Raw genomic sequence first — 18,477 nt, forward strand, 5'->3', positions numbered from 1 at the left:
CTATCGTAACCTGCTACTAAAACAGCGTATTTTATAGTAAAATTTCCAGGGAAGGAGAATTGGTATATGTGGTTTGCGTATGCGTTGCTGGCGGCGGTTTTATGGGGATTAAACTATTCCCTGGCGGAGAAAATTCTTCAGAGTATTTCTCCGATTACTTTACTTGCGCTGGAAATGTTAGCGGGGGCGATTCTTTTTTTTATCATTTCCTATTGCATGAATCTCAGGGCGGACTGGGTGACTTTGACAACCCGGCCGTCTGTTCTATGGATGACAATTCTTGAGATTATCGTAGTGCTGACGGCCAGTTTTTTCATTGTTGCATCAATACAGGGTAAAAATGCAACCGTGGCGGGTATTATTGAATTAATTTATCCCTTGTTCACCATCTTGTTCACCTGGGTATTATTCCGAGAAAATCATGTCAATCTTCCTGTAATGATAGGAGGCGGATTTATATTGCTGGGCGTGTTGATTATCAGCTACGCCTGAATTCCATGCCTGTTTTTCTTTTTGCCAATGATTGGCCTGAATACTATCCGCAGGGCATGATGATGTTCACCCAATCTGCGAGTAGGGATGTAGACTAACAGACTGGTGTCAGTCAGACATTCATATAACCCCTGGCCTTTATTCTCCATTTGATCCACTACAATATTTTCCGAGGCATCTACGGTATGTTCGGACTCTTTTGAAGTGTATAAGGCGCTTGTAACGATGAGTTCAATGCTTTCCAACTGTACCCACTGGTAATTCAAGCCAAATTGGACACCGACCTGAAAATCTCCCGTGCCGACAGGAACAATCAGGGAAAAGTAGCCGTCGTGTGTCGGCAGGGCCGCGACCATGGTTTGAGATGCGTTACCAGCGCGAATAGCGATGACATTCAGGTTTTCACGCCTCAGGCTCAGATCACTGACTCTCACATCAAATCCGATGCGATGCTGGGCCATCAGTGTCAATGCCAGTTCCATGCCTGCTGACCGCAATTCAGCCGGATAATTGGTGCGCATGGATTTGAGATTTTTTTCCATGAAAAACAATCCTCGGCGGCGCAGGCCCGTTAAGCCTTTTTCCGGATCAAGCACATTAAGCAAATCCTTGGTTCCCATGTTCAAATCAAATTCGAATGATTTCAAATAATCGAGCTCTGCCGCCGAGGGAAAGAATAACATCCTGGCCAATTCCGCCATGGCGGTGTCGCGTAATACCCTGTTGGAAGGTTGTATTCGCGCCTGTGAGAAAAATTGGACGGCATCTTGGATAAAACGCAGACATTCTGACTGAATAGTCTCCAGTTTGGCGTGTTGTGCCTTGCTGACAGAAGTTTCTGAATAAATGGGTGATCCGTCCGTGTCGTAATCCACAACGCTTTTTTCGTTGGAAGTGCAGATTTGTTCTAACAGGGCGATATAGGCTACCAGTGTCTGCAAGGTGCGGTCGTCACACCAGGATGGATCCATTAACCCGCCGCGTGATTTTTCCCATCCGGGTACGCTGAGTGAAATCAAATATCGGCCTACAATTTCCACAGCCATCTCATCACGAAAAACGGGTTCGAGTTTACGCTGGGCTGTGCCGGTATAGCCAAGATCGACAAACACCAGCGTATCGCCTTTCTCCAGCCCGACTTCGCGTTCCAGGTGTCTGATAAGCCGCTGGCGGTATGCTTTGGAAGCTTTGAAAATATGCGTCAGTATATGATCCTGATGAATGAGTTTTATGAATGCCAATGCCGGATTGGGTAATGTTGCCGCTTTTTCACTGATTTCACCCGCGATAGCTTCAGGCAGTAACAATTGTCTGCAAATATCGTAAAAGCGCAAGGACGCAACATTATCACATAAATATTTGTCGATATCGTCCTTGTTTCGGAAGGAAGAAGCAAATGCAGCGAAACGGCTGATGCGCACACGCTTGCCTATTTCCCTGCCCGCCAGCGTTTCACATGCCAGTGAAGGCAAGTAGGCGTCCCGCATAAGAAATAATACCTTAGGGCGCTTGCCTTGAAGCTGCAGTTTTTCAACTTCAGCGCAGATATAGCGGGCGAATGCGTACATCACCGGACCTGCGGATAAATACCCTATCAGGCTTTCGGTCTGCCATTCTGAAAGCCTAGAGGCTGCGAAAATGCCCCGGAATGGATTGACCAAGGAGCGTTCATGCCGAATCGCCGGATCGATGAATCCACCCGCCAAGGCCTGCATGCGTATTGTCTCGCCTACCTTTTTCTCATTATGTATAAAATGAATCGAGTGTATCCCGATGGTCTGGGGAGCGACAAAATCCGCAAGGAGATTATCTCCCACATGCAGGATGGAATGGGGATTTTCATGAATTTTGTTACAGACTTTGCTGAACAGACCGCTGCTTTTCGCCACCCCATGTTCGCTGGAGCAAAATACCTGTCTGATTGACTGCAAGACGTCCTGAGGCAGACAGGATTCGAGAAGGCGTCTTAATTCGGGTTCTGAAAAGTAGGTGTCGCTGACAATGATAATCTTCAGACCGCGCGCGCGGGCTTGCCGTATCAGTTCAACAACAGGCGGGAAGGCAAAACATGTTTCCTGTTCAGTCGCCAGTTCATCTTCAGCCAGAGCGGCTAATGCGTGGTTGCTCAAGGAAGGATTGTTCGCCTTGTAAATATCCGTCAGTTTGACTTCCGTGCTGCCATGATCAATCAACATTTTCTGGCGGGCGTTTTCCTCGGCTTGCGCACGTAAACGGGCAGTCAATCCGGCAGCCTGAAAAGCCGGTCGCTTCTGCATGTCAAAGAAGGCATCGGATGGCGTGGCGGTTTGTCTCCAGATAAGGGTATCAAAGCAATCCAGAGAAAGAACTTTGATGCGCTGGGCATAATGCTCAAGAATGGAAATCAATTCTTCTGCTCTGGCCTGGCTTTTAATCTGAGACTGATGGGTGACATCAGGGGTAACGGCACTTTCCATGCGATCCTCGCTATTCAATCCATAAATACAGGGTTCTTGACATCTTTAGTCGTGAGTTGTCCCGCCATGACGGGTTGAGCATCGCAGCATGCCTGTCGGTTAGAGAAAACGAAGCCTGAAAAACCTGAGGATGATGCGTCAATATCATGGAAATGATGACAAGCTCTAGCATACGTCACGGCAGGGTTTACCGCAACTAAAGTGACCTCTGGAGAGTGTTCATTGAACTGTGCCAGTTCTTTGCCATGACTACTTCGCTCCAAACGCCACATCTATGTGGCAACGGATTTCATCCTGAAATCCAGTCGCTTATCCGTCATGGCAAAGAACTGGCACAGTTCAATGAACACTCTTGACCTACGTGTCCCTGTGCTTATCTTCTCATCACCTTGAACTTGGTTTAAGATGACTGCTGGCCTGGATAGAAGTGACTATGACATGCCCATGCTTCATTTGAATCAAATACGTTTTTATTCCCTTATGTTGGTTGTCGGAGTAGTGACGGGATGCGGTGCGATCTTCTTCCGTGAATTGATAGGATTGCTTCATAATCTGCTGTTTTATGGCCAGCTTTCTTCCCATTATGATGTCCTCCAGCATGCGGCACCCAGCCGATGGGGAGCCGGCATTGTGCTGGTCCCAGTGCTGGCGGCCGTGATTGTGGCATTTCTCATCAAAAATTATGCGCCAGAGGCGAGGGGCACTGGTGTCCCAGCGGTCATTTACGCTGTTTATTATGAAAATGAGCGCATCCGTCCCATGGCTGGCATTATCAAGGCGCTGGCATCTTCATTATCCATAGGCTCGGGCGGCTCCATTGGCCGTGAAGGACCCATTATCCAGATGGGCGGTGCGCTGGGGTCAGCGTTAGGAGAAGCGTTTAAATTGGCTGATTGGCAGCGTATGACTTTGATTGCCTGCGGAGCGAGCGGAGGAATCGCCGCGATGTTTAATACGCCCATGGGCGGATTATTGTTTGCGATTGAAATCCTGCTTCCGGAAATCAGTGCGCGCACTATTATCCCTGTCAGCATCGCAACGGCGGTTTCAACTTACATGACATACTTTTTATACGGGGATGTTCCCTTGATACCGGTCGATGCCAGTGTAATAGCTCACATATCAGCTTATACAGCAGTGAGTTATTCCTTTTTGGGCATGATCGTCGGATTGGCTGCCGCGTTCTTTATACGGGGGATTTATTTGATTGAAGAGGCATTCGAAAAACTCCCGGACAATTATTATTTCCGTCATATGGCGGGAATGTTTTTAGTGGGGTTGAGCATGTATTTCATGCTTAAAGTATTCGGCCACTATTATATTCAGGGCCTGGGCTACGCGACCATCATGGATGTCATGACATCGACCCTGACGGATCCCTATTTTTTGATTTTTCTCGCCGCTCTCAAATTGTTGAGTACGGGTCTGACACTGGGATCAGGCGGTTCTGGCGGTATATTTTCTCCGCTCTTGTTCATAGGAGCGGCGCTGGGCGGAGGTTTTGCTGAGGTATACAAACTGGTTTTTCCAGGTGAAATGAGTATGAATTTACAGTTGGGCGCAGTGGCTGGGATGGCAGGAATGGTGGGCGCAAGTACCGGTGCGCCGCTTACGGCTATTATCATGACAGCGGAGCTGACCAATGACATGCGGATTGTTCTGCCGTTAATGATGATGGTCGCGATTGCCTATGGGGTGAGGCGTACTTTGATAAAAGAAAGTATTTATACCTACCGGTTGACACGCAAGGGTAGTCATGTGCCCGACACATGGCGCAGCCAGCCATTATGATTAACCGTTTTGCATTATCTTTTCATGTCGTGCAATAGGCCTGAAGATGATTCGCAAGATCTGGCGCGACGAGCCGACATTTCCGGCAGGGTCAAAAACCAATAAGGCGTTGCTCGTCAAACATTCAAATAAGCCGGAATCCTTATGGCTCATTTCATTCATGCTCATGTAAGTGCTTGCGTCCTGTGTGTGCTCATGCTCCCTGGCGGAATACAAGGCAGTCAATTGAATCAATTCAGCACTTTCAATTTCAACCCATTTGTATGCGCCGCCAAATCGCACGCCCAGGGGACAGTCAGGATTGACAACAGGAATCATCAATGAAAAATAACCATCGTGTGTAGGCATGGCTTCCAGAGAGAGCGATGAAACCTGTTGCCCCTGGAATACCAGGATTTCCAGAGATTCCCGTCTATGGCTGAGGTCATTCAATGCGAATTCGAGACCAAAGCGGTGCTGCGACATCAAAGTAAGGGCTAGCTCAAGACTGGCTGAACGCCATTCTGCCGGATAATTGGTGCGCATGTTTTTATTGATTTCCTTTGAGCAGTGCAGCCAGCTGCGGCGTCTTAAGCCCTCTAGGCCTTTGTCGACATCAAAAACAGGAATGATGTCGTCACATCCCATGTTGAAATCGAAATGAAAGTTTTTCAGGAAATCCAGTTCGGGTTTCAATGGAAGAAACAATAAACGGCATAAGTTGATTGCGGCAACGTCTCTAAGCATATCATCAGAAATTTCAGTTTGGGCTTGTTGAATAAACGTGACAGCATCATGAATAAACCGAATGCATTCAGATTGCAGCAAAAGAAGCTTATCGTGCTGGTCACTTGCCAACCCTGTTTCAGAGTACAACGCGTTTCCTTCCTGATCATAATCGATCACGCTCTTCCCGTTGGAAGTGCACATTTGTTCCAGCAGCGCAATATAAGTGACCAGCATGATGAGCGCGTTTTCGTCAAAATGTGATGTATCCAGAAGGCCTCGGCGGCGCGAGCACGGGTCGTTAACTGGCAGTGCGATGAGATAACAGCCTTCTATCTGGATACCAAATTCATCTTTGAACACGGGAGCAAGGCGAAGCTGCGCGGTGCCGGAGTATCCCAAATCGACAAATATCAGCGTATTACCAGATTCCAGGCCGATCTCTTTTTGTAAATGCTTGAATAACCTGTTTCGATAAGCAGCGGAAGCGTCAAATATCATTTTCATTATAGAGGATTGATGGATTTGTCTGATAAACTCGGATATGGAATCGCGGGCATTTTCAGTTTTCTTAAGAATGGAAGCGCTTATCGCTTCTGGCAAAAGCAGTTGTCTGCAGATTTCTTGAAACCGTTTTGATTGTACTCTTTCAGCAAGATAACTATCGATATCATTCTGGTGTCGAAAGGATGACGCATAAGCGGCGAAGCGGCTGATTCTGACCCGATTGCCGATTTCACAGCCCGCCAGGGCTTCGCAGGCAAGTGACGGTAAATAGGCATCTCGCATCAAAAATAACACCTTGGGACGTGTTCCGGAATGTGATGCACGATTAATTTCTTTAAGAATGAAGTGCGCGAATGCGTACAAGATGGGCCCCAGCGTGGCGTAACCGATGGTGTTTTCAGGATTGCCATGCGGTCCTGCGCGCAATGCCAGCAAACCTCGAAACGGATGGGTAAGTGAACGGGTATTGCGTATTTCGGGATCGATAAAACTTCCGGCGAGAGCGTACATACGCAGTAATTCAGCGACAGCAGGGTGATGATGAATGAGTGTCAATGCATGCAGGCCCAGCGAGCGCGCCGCATTGAAATCCGCAGTCTGATTGTCACCGATGTGCAGTATGTTTTGCGGTGAGGCATGAAGACTTTCTAATACCCGCCTGAACAACCCGGACTTTTTTGATTTGCCATGCTCGCATGAACAGAAAATATGCGAAATTTTGCACATAACGTCTTGCGGGAGTTTTTCCCGCAATAGATCCGAGAGTTGCTGTTTGTTTAAATAGGTGTCACTCACGATAATGATTTTCAGGCCCAGTCTGTCAGCCTGGCGTATCAATTCAACCACAGGAGGAAATGCGTAGCAGATGCTATTTTCCACAGAGAGCTCTTCGTCTGACAAGCCGGCAGACTGCTCCGTCAAGATATGAGAGTGATGCGCCTGATAAATATCATTCAGACTGACTTCGCTGCTTCCGGTATGCAGATAGATTTTTTCCCTGGCTATCGACTCTGCCTGACGCCGCAGCCTCGCTGTGAAACCCATAGATTTAAACAATGGACGTTGTTGTAAATCAAAAAAAACGTCTGCTGGCGTCGCAGTTTTTCGCCATAACAAAGTATCAAAACAGTCAAGCGACAGGATTTTAATCTTTCCCGCGTAGTGATCCAAAACAGTAGCCAGGGCGTTCGCATCAATCTGCGTCTGAAGATTGGGGTAATAGCCGGCAGGCGGTGTCCTGGTTTGTTCCGTTTGCATAAATAATTCCTGATTCCATTCATGTATGGGTAGAATAAGTGAGACGCAAATGTGTGGCAACTCTGAACTACTGTTGCATGAAGAATGGCATTGAGTGGTGCAACCGCGAGGGTGCAAAAAAAACTTACTTATAATATAAGGATTATTAAATAACCATTAATATTCGTATTGATCAGTTTTTGTGAAAATGCGAGTTTTTTATTCCACTCTCATTTTATCTATTTTTTTCATAGTCGCATGATACGTTTTTTATCATTCGTCTTGCCAATGCAGTCAAAACAGGGTTTGAATGAATATAATACGGCAACATGATGAGAGCGATTGATAAGGCCCAACCCCTGCCTCTTTCCCATGTGTCATCATCGACATGTTTTAAATTCTCTTTAAAAATTTGTCTCGAATTCGGGTTGAATAAACTCCAGGCAATGATGAGATCACAAGCGGGATCACCTATGCCCACATCAGTAAAATCGATCACTGCACTTAGCCGATTGTTTTGAACCAAGATATTTCCAGGTAATAAATCTCCATGTAACCATACAAGGGTTTTATTCCAAGAGGGAACATTTAATAACTGACGCCATAATGACGCGATGAAGTAAGTATCAATTTTTCCTTCTAATTCGCCGATCGCCTTTCTTGTCTCCACATCAAGTTCTTTTAAAGGAATCCCGCGCCTGGAAACAGGTCCGTTAGTCAGTTTGATTCCGTGCATGTCATTAAGAAAACAGGCTATATCCTCAGCAAGCTGTTCATATTCACTTTCTATTTCAAAATCAGGATTATGCCCTTTATTCCACCTGGTTATGGTCCAGGGCCAAGGATAGAATTTATCGGGATTACCTTTAAACACGGGTTCCGATATGGGTATTTTCAGGAATCGGGCAATCTTGGGAACCCACTCGTATTCCTTGTTAATGCTTTTAATCAGGCTTCCGGGTATCCATTCGATTCTGGGAAGGCGAACAATGTATTCATCGCCCAAGCGATATAACGCATGGTCTGTGCCGCTTGATGAAACAGATGTTAGCGGCAGATTTGCCCAATGAGGGCACTGGGCTTCAAGCAGTGCGTGCACAAGATATTCATCTATTTCCAATTCCTTTTCATGCATTTTTCCCATGATAATTTATCTCTCAGCTTTGACTTTGGCTTGATTATATTAATTTTAATGGACTATGTCGTGTCAATCGCGCCGCTGCTCGCATATGAGGAGGTTATATAAGATTGGAAATACAGGGACATCCTTCCTCATCGGGTAAACTTGCTAGATTTATGGCTGTGTAAGGCTTTGATATGACGAATATATATAAAAAATGAACCGGGATTAATTTTTGCGGGTGATTTTGGAGTAAAATATAAGCATAAAAGCAATAAATGAGGAGTACGGGTTATGCAAACACTAAGGATGCTTGCGGTTTTATTTACCATTCCCATGCTTTTATACCCATTCAGCGCATACAGTAAAAAAATCCATCATCGCTCCCTTCCCAGCCAGATTGCGCCTTTGGGCGAAAAAGTCATTATCATTGATCCGAACATACATGCGTTTGGCGCATACAATGCCAATGGCGTATTGGTACGGTCAGGCATGGTGACGGCAGGTGGGTATTGGTGCAAGGATATTAAACGCCGGTGTCTCACTAAAGCGGGCAGTTTCAGGATTTATTCATTAGGCGGTCCCGGTTGCAAGTCGCACAAATATCCTTTGCCGCACGGCGGTGCGCCCATGCCTTATTGCATGTTCTTTAATGGCAGTCAGGGCTTGCATGGGTCGTATCAAGTGGTATATGGAAATATCAGCCATGGATGCGTGCGCTTGCATGTCGCAGACGCGAAGTGGCTGCGTTATCATTTTGTTCAAGGTCCCAGTGCAAGCAATGGGTATCGCGGAACCAGGGTGATAGTACGCCCATATTAACCAGGTATATTAGTGGTTGATGTCTTGCATGATATTGCTTTAGTGGCTTGAGAACAGCCTCATTCCGGTATGAGTGTATGGTCTCAGTATTTTATTGTAGTGGATTGCAGTGGCTGATTGGCGGTCAGTTTAACTTCATGTCCTTTCTCATATTTGTTATGATCTATTTATCAAGGATTAAAATTGGAATAACCAAATGAATGCGCAGCTTCCAGTGCTGATTGTAGGCGCCGGTCCTACCGGGCTAATGCTGGCGTGCGAGCTCGCGCGTCGCGCGGTTGACTTTAGAATCATAGATAAAAAATCCGGGCCGGTGGCGACGTCCAATGCCACCTGGATTCAGACACGGACACTGGAATTATTAGACCAGGCAGGGCTGGTATCTCCCTTTATCAAGGCTGGTCATCAATGTGACGGCATCAATTTATATGTTAATGGCAAACACCTGATTACCATACCTTTAAATCACATTGAATCTTCCTATCCTTATATTTTAATGCTGCCGCAAAGTGAAACAGAATCAATTTTGTCAGATCGAATTCATGAAATGAATAAAAACGTGGAAAGGTCCACTGAATTGACAGATGTCACGCAGGATGAAAGCGGCGTGACTGCTGTCCTGAAGAACTCACGGGAGCAACGCGAAATCGTCAAATGCCGCTGGTTAATCGCCTGTGATGGCGCAAGCAGTACTGTCCGTGAACGATGCAACGTTATTTTTCCAGGAGAAGATTTGACAGAACAATTCATGGTGGCTGACGCACACATCGATTCATTTATGGCAAAAAATGAGGCTCACCTCTTTTTTGATGAAGGTACCATATTTTCCGCGTCACCTTTAGGATCAAACAAATATCGCATTGCGGCAAACCTGCATCTTGAACATCCGCGGCGTACCTTATATGAAAAGGAAATCATTGAACTGGTGCAGGAACGCGGTCATGGCGCTTATTATGTAAAGGATATTTCCTGGATTTCTTCATTCTGGGTGCATGGAAGAGTGGTTAAAAACATGCGGCAGGGTTCGATATTTCTCGCAGGCGACGCTGCGCATATACACTCGCCGGCAGGCGGCCAGGGCATGAATACCGGTATGCAGGATGCCTATAATCTGGGATGGAAACTGGCCATGGTGATTCAGGGTAAGGCTAGGCTTTCTCTGCTGGACAGCTATCAGGAGGAGAGGCATCCTGTCGTGAATGAAATCGTGAATTTGACCGAACATTTCACCAAGCTGGCTTTGTACGATACGACATTTCTGACGAAACTGCAAAAATTCAGTGCAAAAATCATGAATGGCGATGAAAAAACCATTTCACACACAGGCAAGATTATTTCACAGACAGGCATACGTTATCAGTCCAGCCCTGTCATTAATTATGAAGAGATCGTTGGGGCAAAATGTCCCGGGCCAGGTGAGCGCATGCCGGATGCAAAGGTAGATCCAAAAACCAGGCTTTATGATTTTCTGCGGCATCCCATGCATAACGTGCTTATGTTCACGGGAATCTCTTCCAAAAATAGTGACATAAAAAAACTAGCGCATATCCAGGAACAGCTCGAACAAAAATATGGCGATCTTCTCAGGACGCATGTGGTTGCCACAGACGAAGTCCGGGAATTGAAAAACGTCATACATGACGCCAGCGGCAGTGTGCATGAATGCTTTCATATTAATAAGCCTGCTGTCTATATTGCCAGACCTGACAATTATATAGGATATTGTACAACCAAATTGAATTTGGATTCGATCACATCCTTTATTAACCGGTATTTTTTCATTGAGCAATGATTTATCATTTTTCTGAATTTCTAGTTTGGCACTTTACCCATAATCAATAGCATGGATAATCCTATATTAGGTGATGTTATGAAAAACATAGTTCAGCACATGAGTATTTACACAAGTCATCATCAAAAACTGATTACCAAAGTGACCCATTTTATAGGCATCCCTGCGATTATTCTTGCCATACAAATCGTGCTTGACTGGTTGCATGTGCCTTTTCTGCATTCTGGACATATTACTGTGGCATGGATAGCCGTAAGCATTTTGCTGATCTATTACGCATTTCTGGATGTTTATTTAAGTCTGGCGGCCGTATTATTTCTTGTGCCGCTGACTTATGCAGGACATATCCTTGGCAAGGGTCACTTTAATAGCGGCAGTCTTTTATTATTTCTGATTTTATTTATACTTGGATGGGTTTTGCAGTTGGTCGGCCATTATTTCGAAGGGAAACGCCCCGCGTTTCTTCATAACGCCTTCCAGCTCTTAATTGCGCCAATTTTTCTGACTGCTGAATTGCTGTTTGCCCTGGGATTAAGAAAGGAATTGCAGCGGAAAATTGATTCCGCTATTAGATAAAATAAAAGAATTCATATATCCAAATGAGCACATATTCTATAAAAGAATATTTCGTAGGATGGAACTTGAGGACTGTTCTGATGACTCTTGCTCCTTTTTGAAGTCTTATGAAATCTTGTTTTTCCAGTTCGTTCTTTAGCAAATCCAGGTCAAGATTAATCGCAACAACATATCTATCAATTTCATTTGTGGTGTAATTGGGCTGCAGTTGATCAAGCTTGGACAAATAATCTTTCAGGTTTTGCAGAGATTGACTTAGTTTGGATAAATCAGGCGATACTGCTTCATTCTGTGCATATTTTTTTTTGATTTCGTCCACAGTGTCTATGACGCGGTTAATAACACGGAGCTTATTCTGGATAGACATGGATTGTCTTCTTTCTGGCCTTTACTCTATTTAACATATCAAAAAACATGTGATACGTCTATTCACCGGCGCACTACTGTCTATAATAAAGGAAGGCCATATATTATGACAGTTAGAGTGAAAGAGTTTACTGGATGGAATTAATTGATGACGCCTCTTGCTGGTTACAACCAATGCATTTTCAAGCCGGGCGTTCGTCACAATTTAATTAAATACTAACATTAATATTGACTCTAATCTGGACATTATCGATATTTTAAGTCAGGCTATAAACATATGCTTGCTGGCTTTATGATTCTTACTGGCAAAGGGGAAAAAACCACCATGAAGGTTGCTTTGATAGGTCTTGTAAAAATGGGATCAGCACTGGCAATAGAAGTGTGTTGAAATGAAAAAGCGCTCGAACAAGTGGTCGGCAAAAGTAACCAGGGAAAGTCGTGCGCTGGATTTGGAAGAGGGCGTTTTTACCTGGAAAGATCCCATGAAAATCGCCAAATCGCTACAACAATCGGCATTGAGCAGTCACAGACGCAAAGGATCACCTTATCAATCCGCCATGTCCATGCTGAATTTTTACATTAATCGCGCTGGAAAAAAACTGCCGCCCGAGCAAAAAGAAATTCTCATTCATGCCAAGACACTTCTGCGTACCCTATTTAAAAAAGATTAACAGGAAGCTTGACAAGTATTTGCGAATATAGAAATTTTATATCATTAAAGCACCTGTTTTGACCAGCGTCAAAACAGGCGTCTTTTACTGCTTGAGCAATGTTTTTCTATGCCGTTCTGATTATTTTTTTAATATCATATTGACCCAATTGGCATAAGTCTCCATGAATTTCTTTAAAAAATCCCTGGTCTCGTCTTTTGCGATGGTGTGAGATTCCTTGAACAATTGATTAACGTTGCTGATATACGCTTCCGGTTGTTGCATGCATGGTACGTCCAGAAAAACCAGGGACTGGCGTAAATGATGGTTAGATCCAAAACCGCCTATGGCGCCAGGAGAGGCGCTGACAATCGCGCCGGGCTTTCCACTCCAGATGCTTTTCCCATAGGGCCTTGAGCCGACATCAATGGCGTTTTTCAATGGCGCTGGAACCGAACGGTTATATTCGGGCGTGACAAACAAGACGCCATCAATATTACGCATCTTTTCGCGGAATTTTTTCCATTCATCCGGCGGGTTGTCTTGATCATCCGGATCCTGATTGTATAAAGGAAGCTGGCCAATCTCAATAATTTCCGGATCCAGATCCGGAGGCGCCATGTCTATCAGAGCGAGGGCAACTTTTCTGTTCCAGGATTCCTTTCTTAAACTGCCTATTAACACACCTATTTTCCTTGCCATTTATTACTCCTTTAATATTTCACTCCCAAATCTCGAATTACTCCTGATGACATGGCGTAAAGCGGATGCGCATCATCATGCACAGCAAGATTTTTCACATTGCCGCTGACCAGATAATCTTTAAATGGCCAGAGTAACTCCTGTAACTATTTTTTTAAAAAATATTCAATTAGTCAATGTATTGTAACATAGCTTCCCTGTATGTCTATTCATGTCATGTTGAATGGGAGATGATATGAGACCATAATGAAGAATAAGTACCATTATATGAATTTTAACGCTATATCGAGGATGTCGGAGTGAATCTGGACATCGTATGTTTTAATATTCATAAGGGCGTTGGCTGGGGCGTTCACAAATCCACTATTCATAGGATTAAACATCAGATTCACGAATCCCATGCCGACATCATATTATTACAGGAAGTTCGCGGCGCTCAATTTGAATTCCTGGCATCTGAATTATGGCCTCACTTTTCATACGGAAGAAATGCGGTGTATCAAAAAGGGCATCATGGAAACGCGATATTGAGCAAGTATCCCATTATTTATTCAGATAACATCGATCTTTCCATGACTCGCTATGAGCGCAGAGGTTTGCTTCATTCCATGGTGCAGCTCCCGGGACATCATAGAGTGTTGCATTTGCTGTGTGTACACTTGGGGCTGCTCGCCAAAGACAGGCGCAAGCAACTGGATATCATAGTCAGATACCTGGAAAACAACATATCTTCCAGTGATCCGCTTATTCTGGGCGGCGATTTTAATGACTGGCGCGGATATGCAACCAAACCGTTAATTAATCATTTTGGCTTACAGGAAGCTTTTAAACTTTGTAAAAATAAATACGCTAAAACCTATCCGGCATGGGCGCCCGTGCTCCAACTCGATCGTGTATATTTCCGTGGATTTTCAGTTGTCTCAGCTAACAGAATGACAAAATCTCCCTGGCGGAATCTGTCTGATCATATCGCATTAAATGTGTTACTCAATATTGAATAGAATGTCAACCAGACTGGATAGGGTGACAAGTTATGCATGAATACCAGGAAGACATATTGATTGATGATGAATATCTCCGATCCTTTTTGCTTGATATTGATAATGCAGAGAGCACAATTGATATTGAAGTTTACATATTTGAAAATGATTCGGTCGGCGACCAGGTAGCTAATGTGCTTTGCCGCGCGGCTAGCAAAGGCGTGAAAATACGGATATTGGTAGATGGTGTGGGTTCGATTTCATGGGGAGGAAAAATCGCTAACCAACTAGAAACAGCAGGTATCCGGGTAAAGGTATATCATCCTTTGCCATGGAAATTTTCGCATTGGAGGCTGGTTAACATCAAATCAAATTTTCTTTTTTCAAAAATCCTATATCTGATAACAAAAATAAATTCACGCAATCACAGAAAAGTCTGCATTATTGATAAAAAAATTGTCTATGTTGGCAGTGCCAATCTCAATGATCATTTATTAAGAAATCCGGTAACAAACACAATCTGGCGTGAAATGAATGTCAGGCTTATTGGCGTGAACATTGATGAGCTACAGGCTGCGTTTAATAAAGCCTGGGGATATCCCATGAATAAAATCCGCAAACGTGATATGCCTGATAAAATGAATATTGAATCCAGGTTTATTTTGAATGACTCATGGCGGCGCAGACATCAATATTATCAAATGTTGTTAGACCGGATTTCAAAATGCAGAGAACGTATCTGGGTGACCAATGCCTATTTTGTACCGGACAGTCACTTGCTAAAACACTTGATCAAGGCAAGTCAGCGGGGTGTTGATGTTAGAATCCTGCTGCCAGAAAAATCGGATGTATTCATTGTGCCACTGGCTTCTGCTACATTTTATTCAATCTTGCTGAATCATGGCGTCAAAATTTACGAGTATATTCCTGATGTTTTACATGCAAAAGTGCTAATCCTGGATAATTGGTATTCGATTGGATCAGGCAATTTGAATTACCGGTCTATGAAACATGACCTGGAAGTTAATGTCACTATCCAGGGTATTGAAGCAAAAGCCATTATTGATAAACAATTCCTGTCTGATTTGATGCAATCACACCAGTTAAATGAAATGGATGTTCAAAGGCAGCCGTTATACCGGAAGCTGGCAGGTTATCTGATGTTATTAATACGATACTGGATATAATTCATGCGTAGGCACGCTATGTGCATACATAAATCCGGTGTATTGATTAATATATACGCACGTTAATATTTTTTGCATAAAGTTGATATAACCAATTGGGCGGATAAACGGGGCAAGGATTAAAAAACAAACAATCATGCTATTATCATCTTATGACTCAATGTATTTGTATCATGCAAATGTTTATTGATGTTGATGATGTGAATGTCGAATTTTAACAGAACAGGATTAACTCAGCATGAGCAGAGATCAGTCTATACTTAAAAAAATACTGGTTGCAACTGATTTTTCCGAAACATCAGGTTATGCCATTAAAAGGGCGATGGAAATGGCAAAAGCAGCTCATGCGGATCTGACTATTTTGCATGTTGTTAAATCGCAGCCGGTTAATTCATTTTTGCATAAAAATTTAAAAAAAATTCTTCCTGAAAGATTTCTTTTGCTCACAAAAGAAAAGATAAATGCCATGATCCGGCTGCAGGCAGCCAAATGGACCGTCCCTGGCCTCAAAGTGAACTATACAATCATTAATACAGGTAATCCTGCGACTCGAATACTGAAATACTCGAGGAAAAATAAAGTCAATTTGATAGTGATGGGCGCGCATGGAACTTATTCCATACATGATTCATTTGTAGGAACTACAGCGGAATACATCGCGGAGAAAACATTCTGCCCGGTATTAATTGTAAAGAAGTCACCTAGAAAACCCTACAAAAAAATACTCGTTCCGGTTGATTTTTCAGATACGAGCAAGAATGCTCTTGTTTATGCATGCCGATCGTTTCCCAAAGCAGATTTGCGCCTATTCCATGCTGGTGATTATGAATACGAAAATATCCTGATGAGAGAGAAAAAGGAAGAGCAAGTGCCAGAAAAAAAAATTGCCAGTATACGCAAGGCGATCCTGTTTTATCTTGAAAACAAAATGAAGGACTTCATTAGACATTGCAGAAAAACGTCAGTAAAATTGCCTTATCGCATCACCCTGGGCTATCCCGGGCCGACGATCATTAACGCGGCTGATCAATTCAGAAGCGATCTTATTCTAATGGGCACACAAGGTCACGGACAAATGCATTATGATTTCAAGGGCAGTGTCGCGAACAGGGTCTTGACCGAAGCAAACAAGGACATTTTACTGGTTCCGCCTGCAAAGAGGTAAAGCACTCATTTCATTCTGGGGAATTTTACAAACTCCCTCCAAACCGACTGGCTACAAATAGGACATCAATGCTTTATGATAGCGTTGTTTACTTTAGGCTGAAAGCTTCATTGAGAATGGATTGCTTTATCAAATTTGACTTGATATCATCGTAAAATGTATGGATTGCATAGGGTTCAAACTGATCGCTTAGATGTTTTAAATTTTCAATTACACTAATGGCATCTTTAATATTAATAGTGTAAGTAACAGTTTCAAAACTACCAGATGGAGTTGTAACACGTTCTACATTTGCCTTTGACAGCTGCATAGCGATATCACAGAAATCAAGCATTTGTTGCCAAACTCCCTCATCTAAATATTTATTCTCTTTTTCAGAAAAAATCGAACCTGGAAATGATGTATTTACAGTGAAAACGACTTGATCATCATTAATTCTCACATCTCGTACAACAGCATAATTACCACTATTGTGAAAATATCTCTGGGAAGGTGTTATGATTGATTGCAGAGATATATCGGCTTCCGCAATAATTTCTTTAAAGTGTACGTGTTGCTTTACTCTTTTTTTTAAGATCTCAATATTCTTTAATGCTTTATCATGTCGATCTTCATAATCAGGACTGGATATCAGGTTATTTTCTACGTATTCAATATACTTAGTGTAATATTGGAGTTTACGCTCATCTTCTTCAATAATTTTTATTAAACGTTGTCGCATTTTTATATATTCCTTGAAAGACTCGCATGCCTCTCCTTGTTTCTGGGTATCTGCTATCAATTTTTTTGCTGAACGCTGAGAAAAATCACTCCGGAATGCCGCATAGAAACCATCATAAACACTAAAAAAATTCTTCAACTTTTGAAACGTATCCGTTAATGGGTTGGATAATTCTTTGCTAGGAAGATAAAAACCGGATGGAGTAACATTTGCATCCGAAAGCTTGACTAATTTCCTAGCTAACTGGGCTTTATCAGTTTTTAATTGTTCTAATGATAACCTAAATTTATCTATATAATTGTTGAGCTCGATAACTAATTTATCATAATAAAAAGCCATTTCATGATTTTCATCAGATTGCCTTTGATGTTCTTTAATCTTTGCTTTAACCGCTATTTCAAAATAGGGAAAAAATTGCTGAAAAATCTTGTCAATATCAGAATTATCAACGCTGGAAATTTTTTCAATTGCACTTTTTATTTTTTCCTTATCATAAAGCCTCCAAATTAACATGGGATTTGCCACCAAATCCTCCAGTATTTCTCCTAATGAATTGTAACCTCTCAAGGTCTTGATTCGGTCAGATTTAAAAGTATCATCAAAATCGATGCGAAATGCAGGGACATGAGTCGATTTTTCCTGAGCAGAAAGGTCAAAACCAACATTGCCATTTCCATAGAAATCTCGTTCATGAAGCAGTGCTGAAATAAGTATTACTAATTCCAGGCCTGCAACAGGCTTGCCTGAAATGACTACCTTATTCTCCGATTCTTCCATTTGAACATTATCAAATTGCGTATACCCAGGATTGATTTTGGAGGCAGCCAGTAATTTACCTTCATTATCAATGACCAAAGCTATATCAGGAGAAAATTCGTCGCCAGCAAACAATTTAAAAAGTGCGCCCGAAAAGGCCTCTTCCACAGAGCTTAAGCTTTCTAATGATTTAATCAACCATTCTTGGCCATTTTCGTCTTTATAATAAGCTCCAGGCTTATTGCCCTTTTCCTTTTTTCTAAAATAATGAAATTCTTCAAGTTTTCGCAGCATATTTATTCTATTGTGCTATTTTTATAAGATTATAACGCATATTCTGACTGATCGTGAATGTTTCCGTATAAAATGTCAGAAAAGGTGATTGCCATGCTGGCCCAGAATGTCCGCGTCGTGAACATACAAATAAAGATACCATGGATAAATTGTCATTAA

At 43.0% G+C, this 18,477-nt stretch carries 15 protein-coding genes; 9 read left to right on the top strand and 6 right to left on the bottom strand.

Going from position 1 to position 18,477, the window contains the following annotated elements; translation table 11 throughout:
- The first annotated feature begins 66 nt into the window (after window positions 1-66).
- Window positions 67-492 (top strand): DMT family transporter, encoded by a 426-nt coding sequence (locus AQULUS_RS12060; RefSeq protein WP_148340518.1) that lies wholly within the window; start codon window positions 67-69, stop codon window positions 490-492.
- Here AQULUS_RS12060 and AQULUS_RS12065 read toward each other — a convergent pair.
- The gene (locus AQULUS_RS12065; RefSeq protein ID WP_148340519.1) at window positions 483-2,948 is read right to left on the bottom strand and encodes an HAD family hydrolase; all 2,466 of its coding nucleotides are present in this window, start codon (window positions 2,946-2,948) and stop codon (window positions 483-485) included. The two genes, AQULUS_RS12060 and AQULUS_RS12065, sit on opposite strands and share 10 nt — an antisense overlap.
- Before the next feature lie 438 nt (window positions 2,949-3,386).
- On the opposite strand from AQULUS_RS12065, the gene AQULUS_RS12070 reads away from it, so the two are divergent.
- Window positions 3,387-4,739 carry a chloride channel protein gene (locus tag AQULUS_RS12070; RefSeq protein ID WP_172622873.1) on the top strand — a complete coding sequence of 451 codons (1,353 nt, stop codon included), beginning with the start codon at window positions 3,387-3,389 and terminating at the stop codon, window positions 4,737-4,739.
- Here the strand turns inward: AQULUS_RS12070 and AQULUS_RS12075 are convergent, their stop codons facing one another.
- Both AQULUS_RS12075 and AQULUS_RS12080 read right to left on the bottom strand, forming a co-directional pair.
- Window positions 4,740-7,208 (bottom strand): HAD family hydrolase, encoded by a 2,469-nt coding sequence (locus AQULUS_RS12075; protein WP_148340521.1) that lies wholly within the window; start codon window positions 7,206-7,208, stop codon window positions 4,740-4,742. It lies immediately after the preceding gene.
- Window positions 7,209-7,422: 214 nt separating this feature from the next.
- Complete coding sequence (locus AQULUS_RS12080; RefSeq protein WP_172622874.1) at window positions 7,423-8,322, bottom strand: aminoglycoside phosphotransferase family protein; 900 nt, start codon at window positions 8,320-8,322, stop codon at window positions 7,423-7,425.
- Between the two features lie 279 nt (window positions 8,323-8,601).
- Here AQULUS_RS12080 and AQULUS_RS12085 point away from each other — a divergent pair, with 279 nt between their 5' ends.
- From AQULUS_RS12085 to AQULUS_RS12095, 3 genes are all read left to right on the top strand, one after another.
- Complete coding sequence (locus AQULUS_RS12085) at window positions 8,602-9,129, top strand: L,D-transpeptidase (protein WP_148340523.1); 528 nt, start codon at window positions 8,602-8,604, stop codon at window positions 9,127-9,129.
- A gap of 196 nt (window positions 9,130-9,325) precedes the next feature.
- Entirely contained in the window at window positions 9,326-10,921 is a 1,596-nt protein-coding gene (locus AQULUS_RS12090; RefSeq protein WP_148340524.1) for an FAD-dependent monooxygenase, read from the top strand.
- Between the two features lie 78 nt (window positions 10,922-10,999).
- Entirely contained in the window at window positions 11,000-11,497 is a 498-nt protein-coding gene (locus tag AQULUS_RS12095) for an Mpo1 family 2-hydroxy fatty acid dioxygenase (protein WP_172622875.1), read from the top strand.
- Here the strand turns inward: AQULUS_RS12095 and AQULUS_RS12100 are convergent.
- Entirely contained in the window at window positions 11,490-11,864 is a 375-nt protein-coding gene (locus tag AQULUS_RS12100) for a hypothetical protein (RefSeq protein WP_148340526.1), read from the bottom strand. The two genes, AQULUS_RS12095 and AQULUS_RS12100, sit on opposite strands and share 8 nt — an antisense overlap.
- Before the next feature lie 388 nt (window positions 11,865-12,252).
- On the opposite strand from AQULUS_RS12100, the gene AQULUS_RS12105 reads away from it, so the two are divergent.
- Window positions 12,253-12,534: a DUF3175 domain-containing protein gene (locus AQULUS_RS12105; RefSeq protein WP_148340527.1), complete on the top strand. Its 282-nt coding sequence runs from the start codon at window positions 12,253-12,255 to the stop codon at window positions 12,532-12,534.
- A 120-nt stretch (window positions 12,535-12,654) separates the two neighbouring features.
- Here AQULUS_RS12105 and AQULUS_RS12110 read toward each other — a convergent pair whose 3' ends face one another.
- Window positions 12,655-13,215, bottom strand: coding sequence for an NADPH-dependent FMN reductase (locus AQULUS_RS12110; protein ID WP_148340528.1), 561 nt, complete (start codon window positions 13,213-13,215; stop codon window positions 12,655-12,657).
- A 299-nt stretch (window positions 13,216-13,514) separates the two neighbouring features.
- Between AQULUS_RS12110 and AQULUS_RS12115 the strand changes: the two genes are divergently transcribed.
- The 3 genes from AQULUS_RS12115 (at window position 13,515) to AQULUS_RS12125 (ending at window position 16,547) form a co-directional block, all read left to right on the top strand.
- Entirely contained in the window at window positions 13,515-14,216 is a 702-nt protein-coding gene (locus tag AQULUS_RS12115) for an endonuclease/exonuclease/phosphatase family protein (protein WP_172622876.1), read from the top strand.
- 32 nt (window positions 14,217-14,248) lie between these two features.
- Entirely contained in the window at window positions 14,249-15,382 is a 1,134-nt protein-coding gene (locus tag AQULUS_RS12120) for a phospholipase D-like domain-containing protein (RefSeq protein WP_148340530.1), read from the top strand.
- A gap of 238 nt (window positions 15,383-15,620) precedes the next feature.
- Window positions 15,621-16,547, top strand: coding sequence for a universal stress protein (locus AQULUS_RS12125; RefSeq protein ID WP_148340531.1), 927 nt, complete (start codon window positions 15,621-15,623; stop codon window positions 16,545-16,547).
- A gap of 88 nt (window positions 16,548-16,635) precedes the next feature.
- Here the strand turns inward: AQULUS_RS12125 and AQULUS_RS12130 are convergent, their stop codons facing one another.
- Window positions 16,636-18,318, bottom strand: a complete 1,683-nt coding sequence (locus AQULUS_RS12130) for a hypothetical protein (RefSeq protein ID WP_148340532.1) — start codon at window positions 18,316-18,318, stop codon at window positions 16,636-16,638.
- Between the last annotated feature and the right edge of the window lie 159 nt (window positions 18,319-18,477).

The sequence above is a fragment of the Aquicella siphonis genome, assembly GCF_902459485.1.
In the GTDB taxonomy this organism is placed as follows: Bacteria; Pseudomonadota; Gammaproteobacteria; order DSM-16500; family DSM-16500; genus Aquicella; species Aquicella siphonis.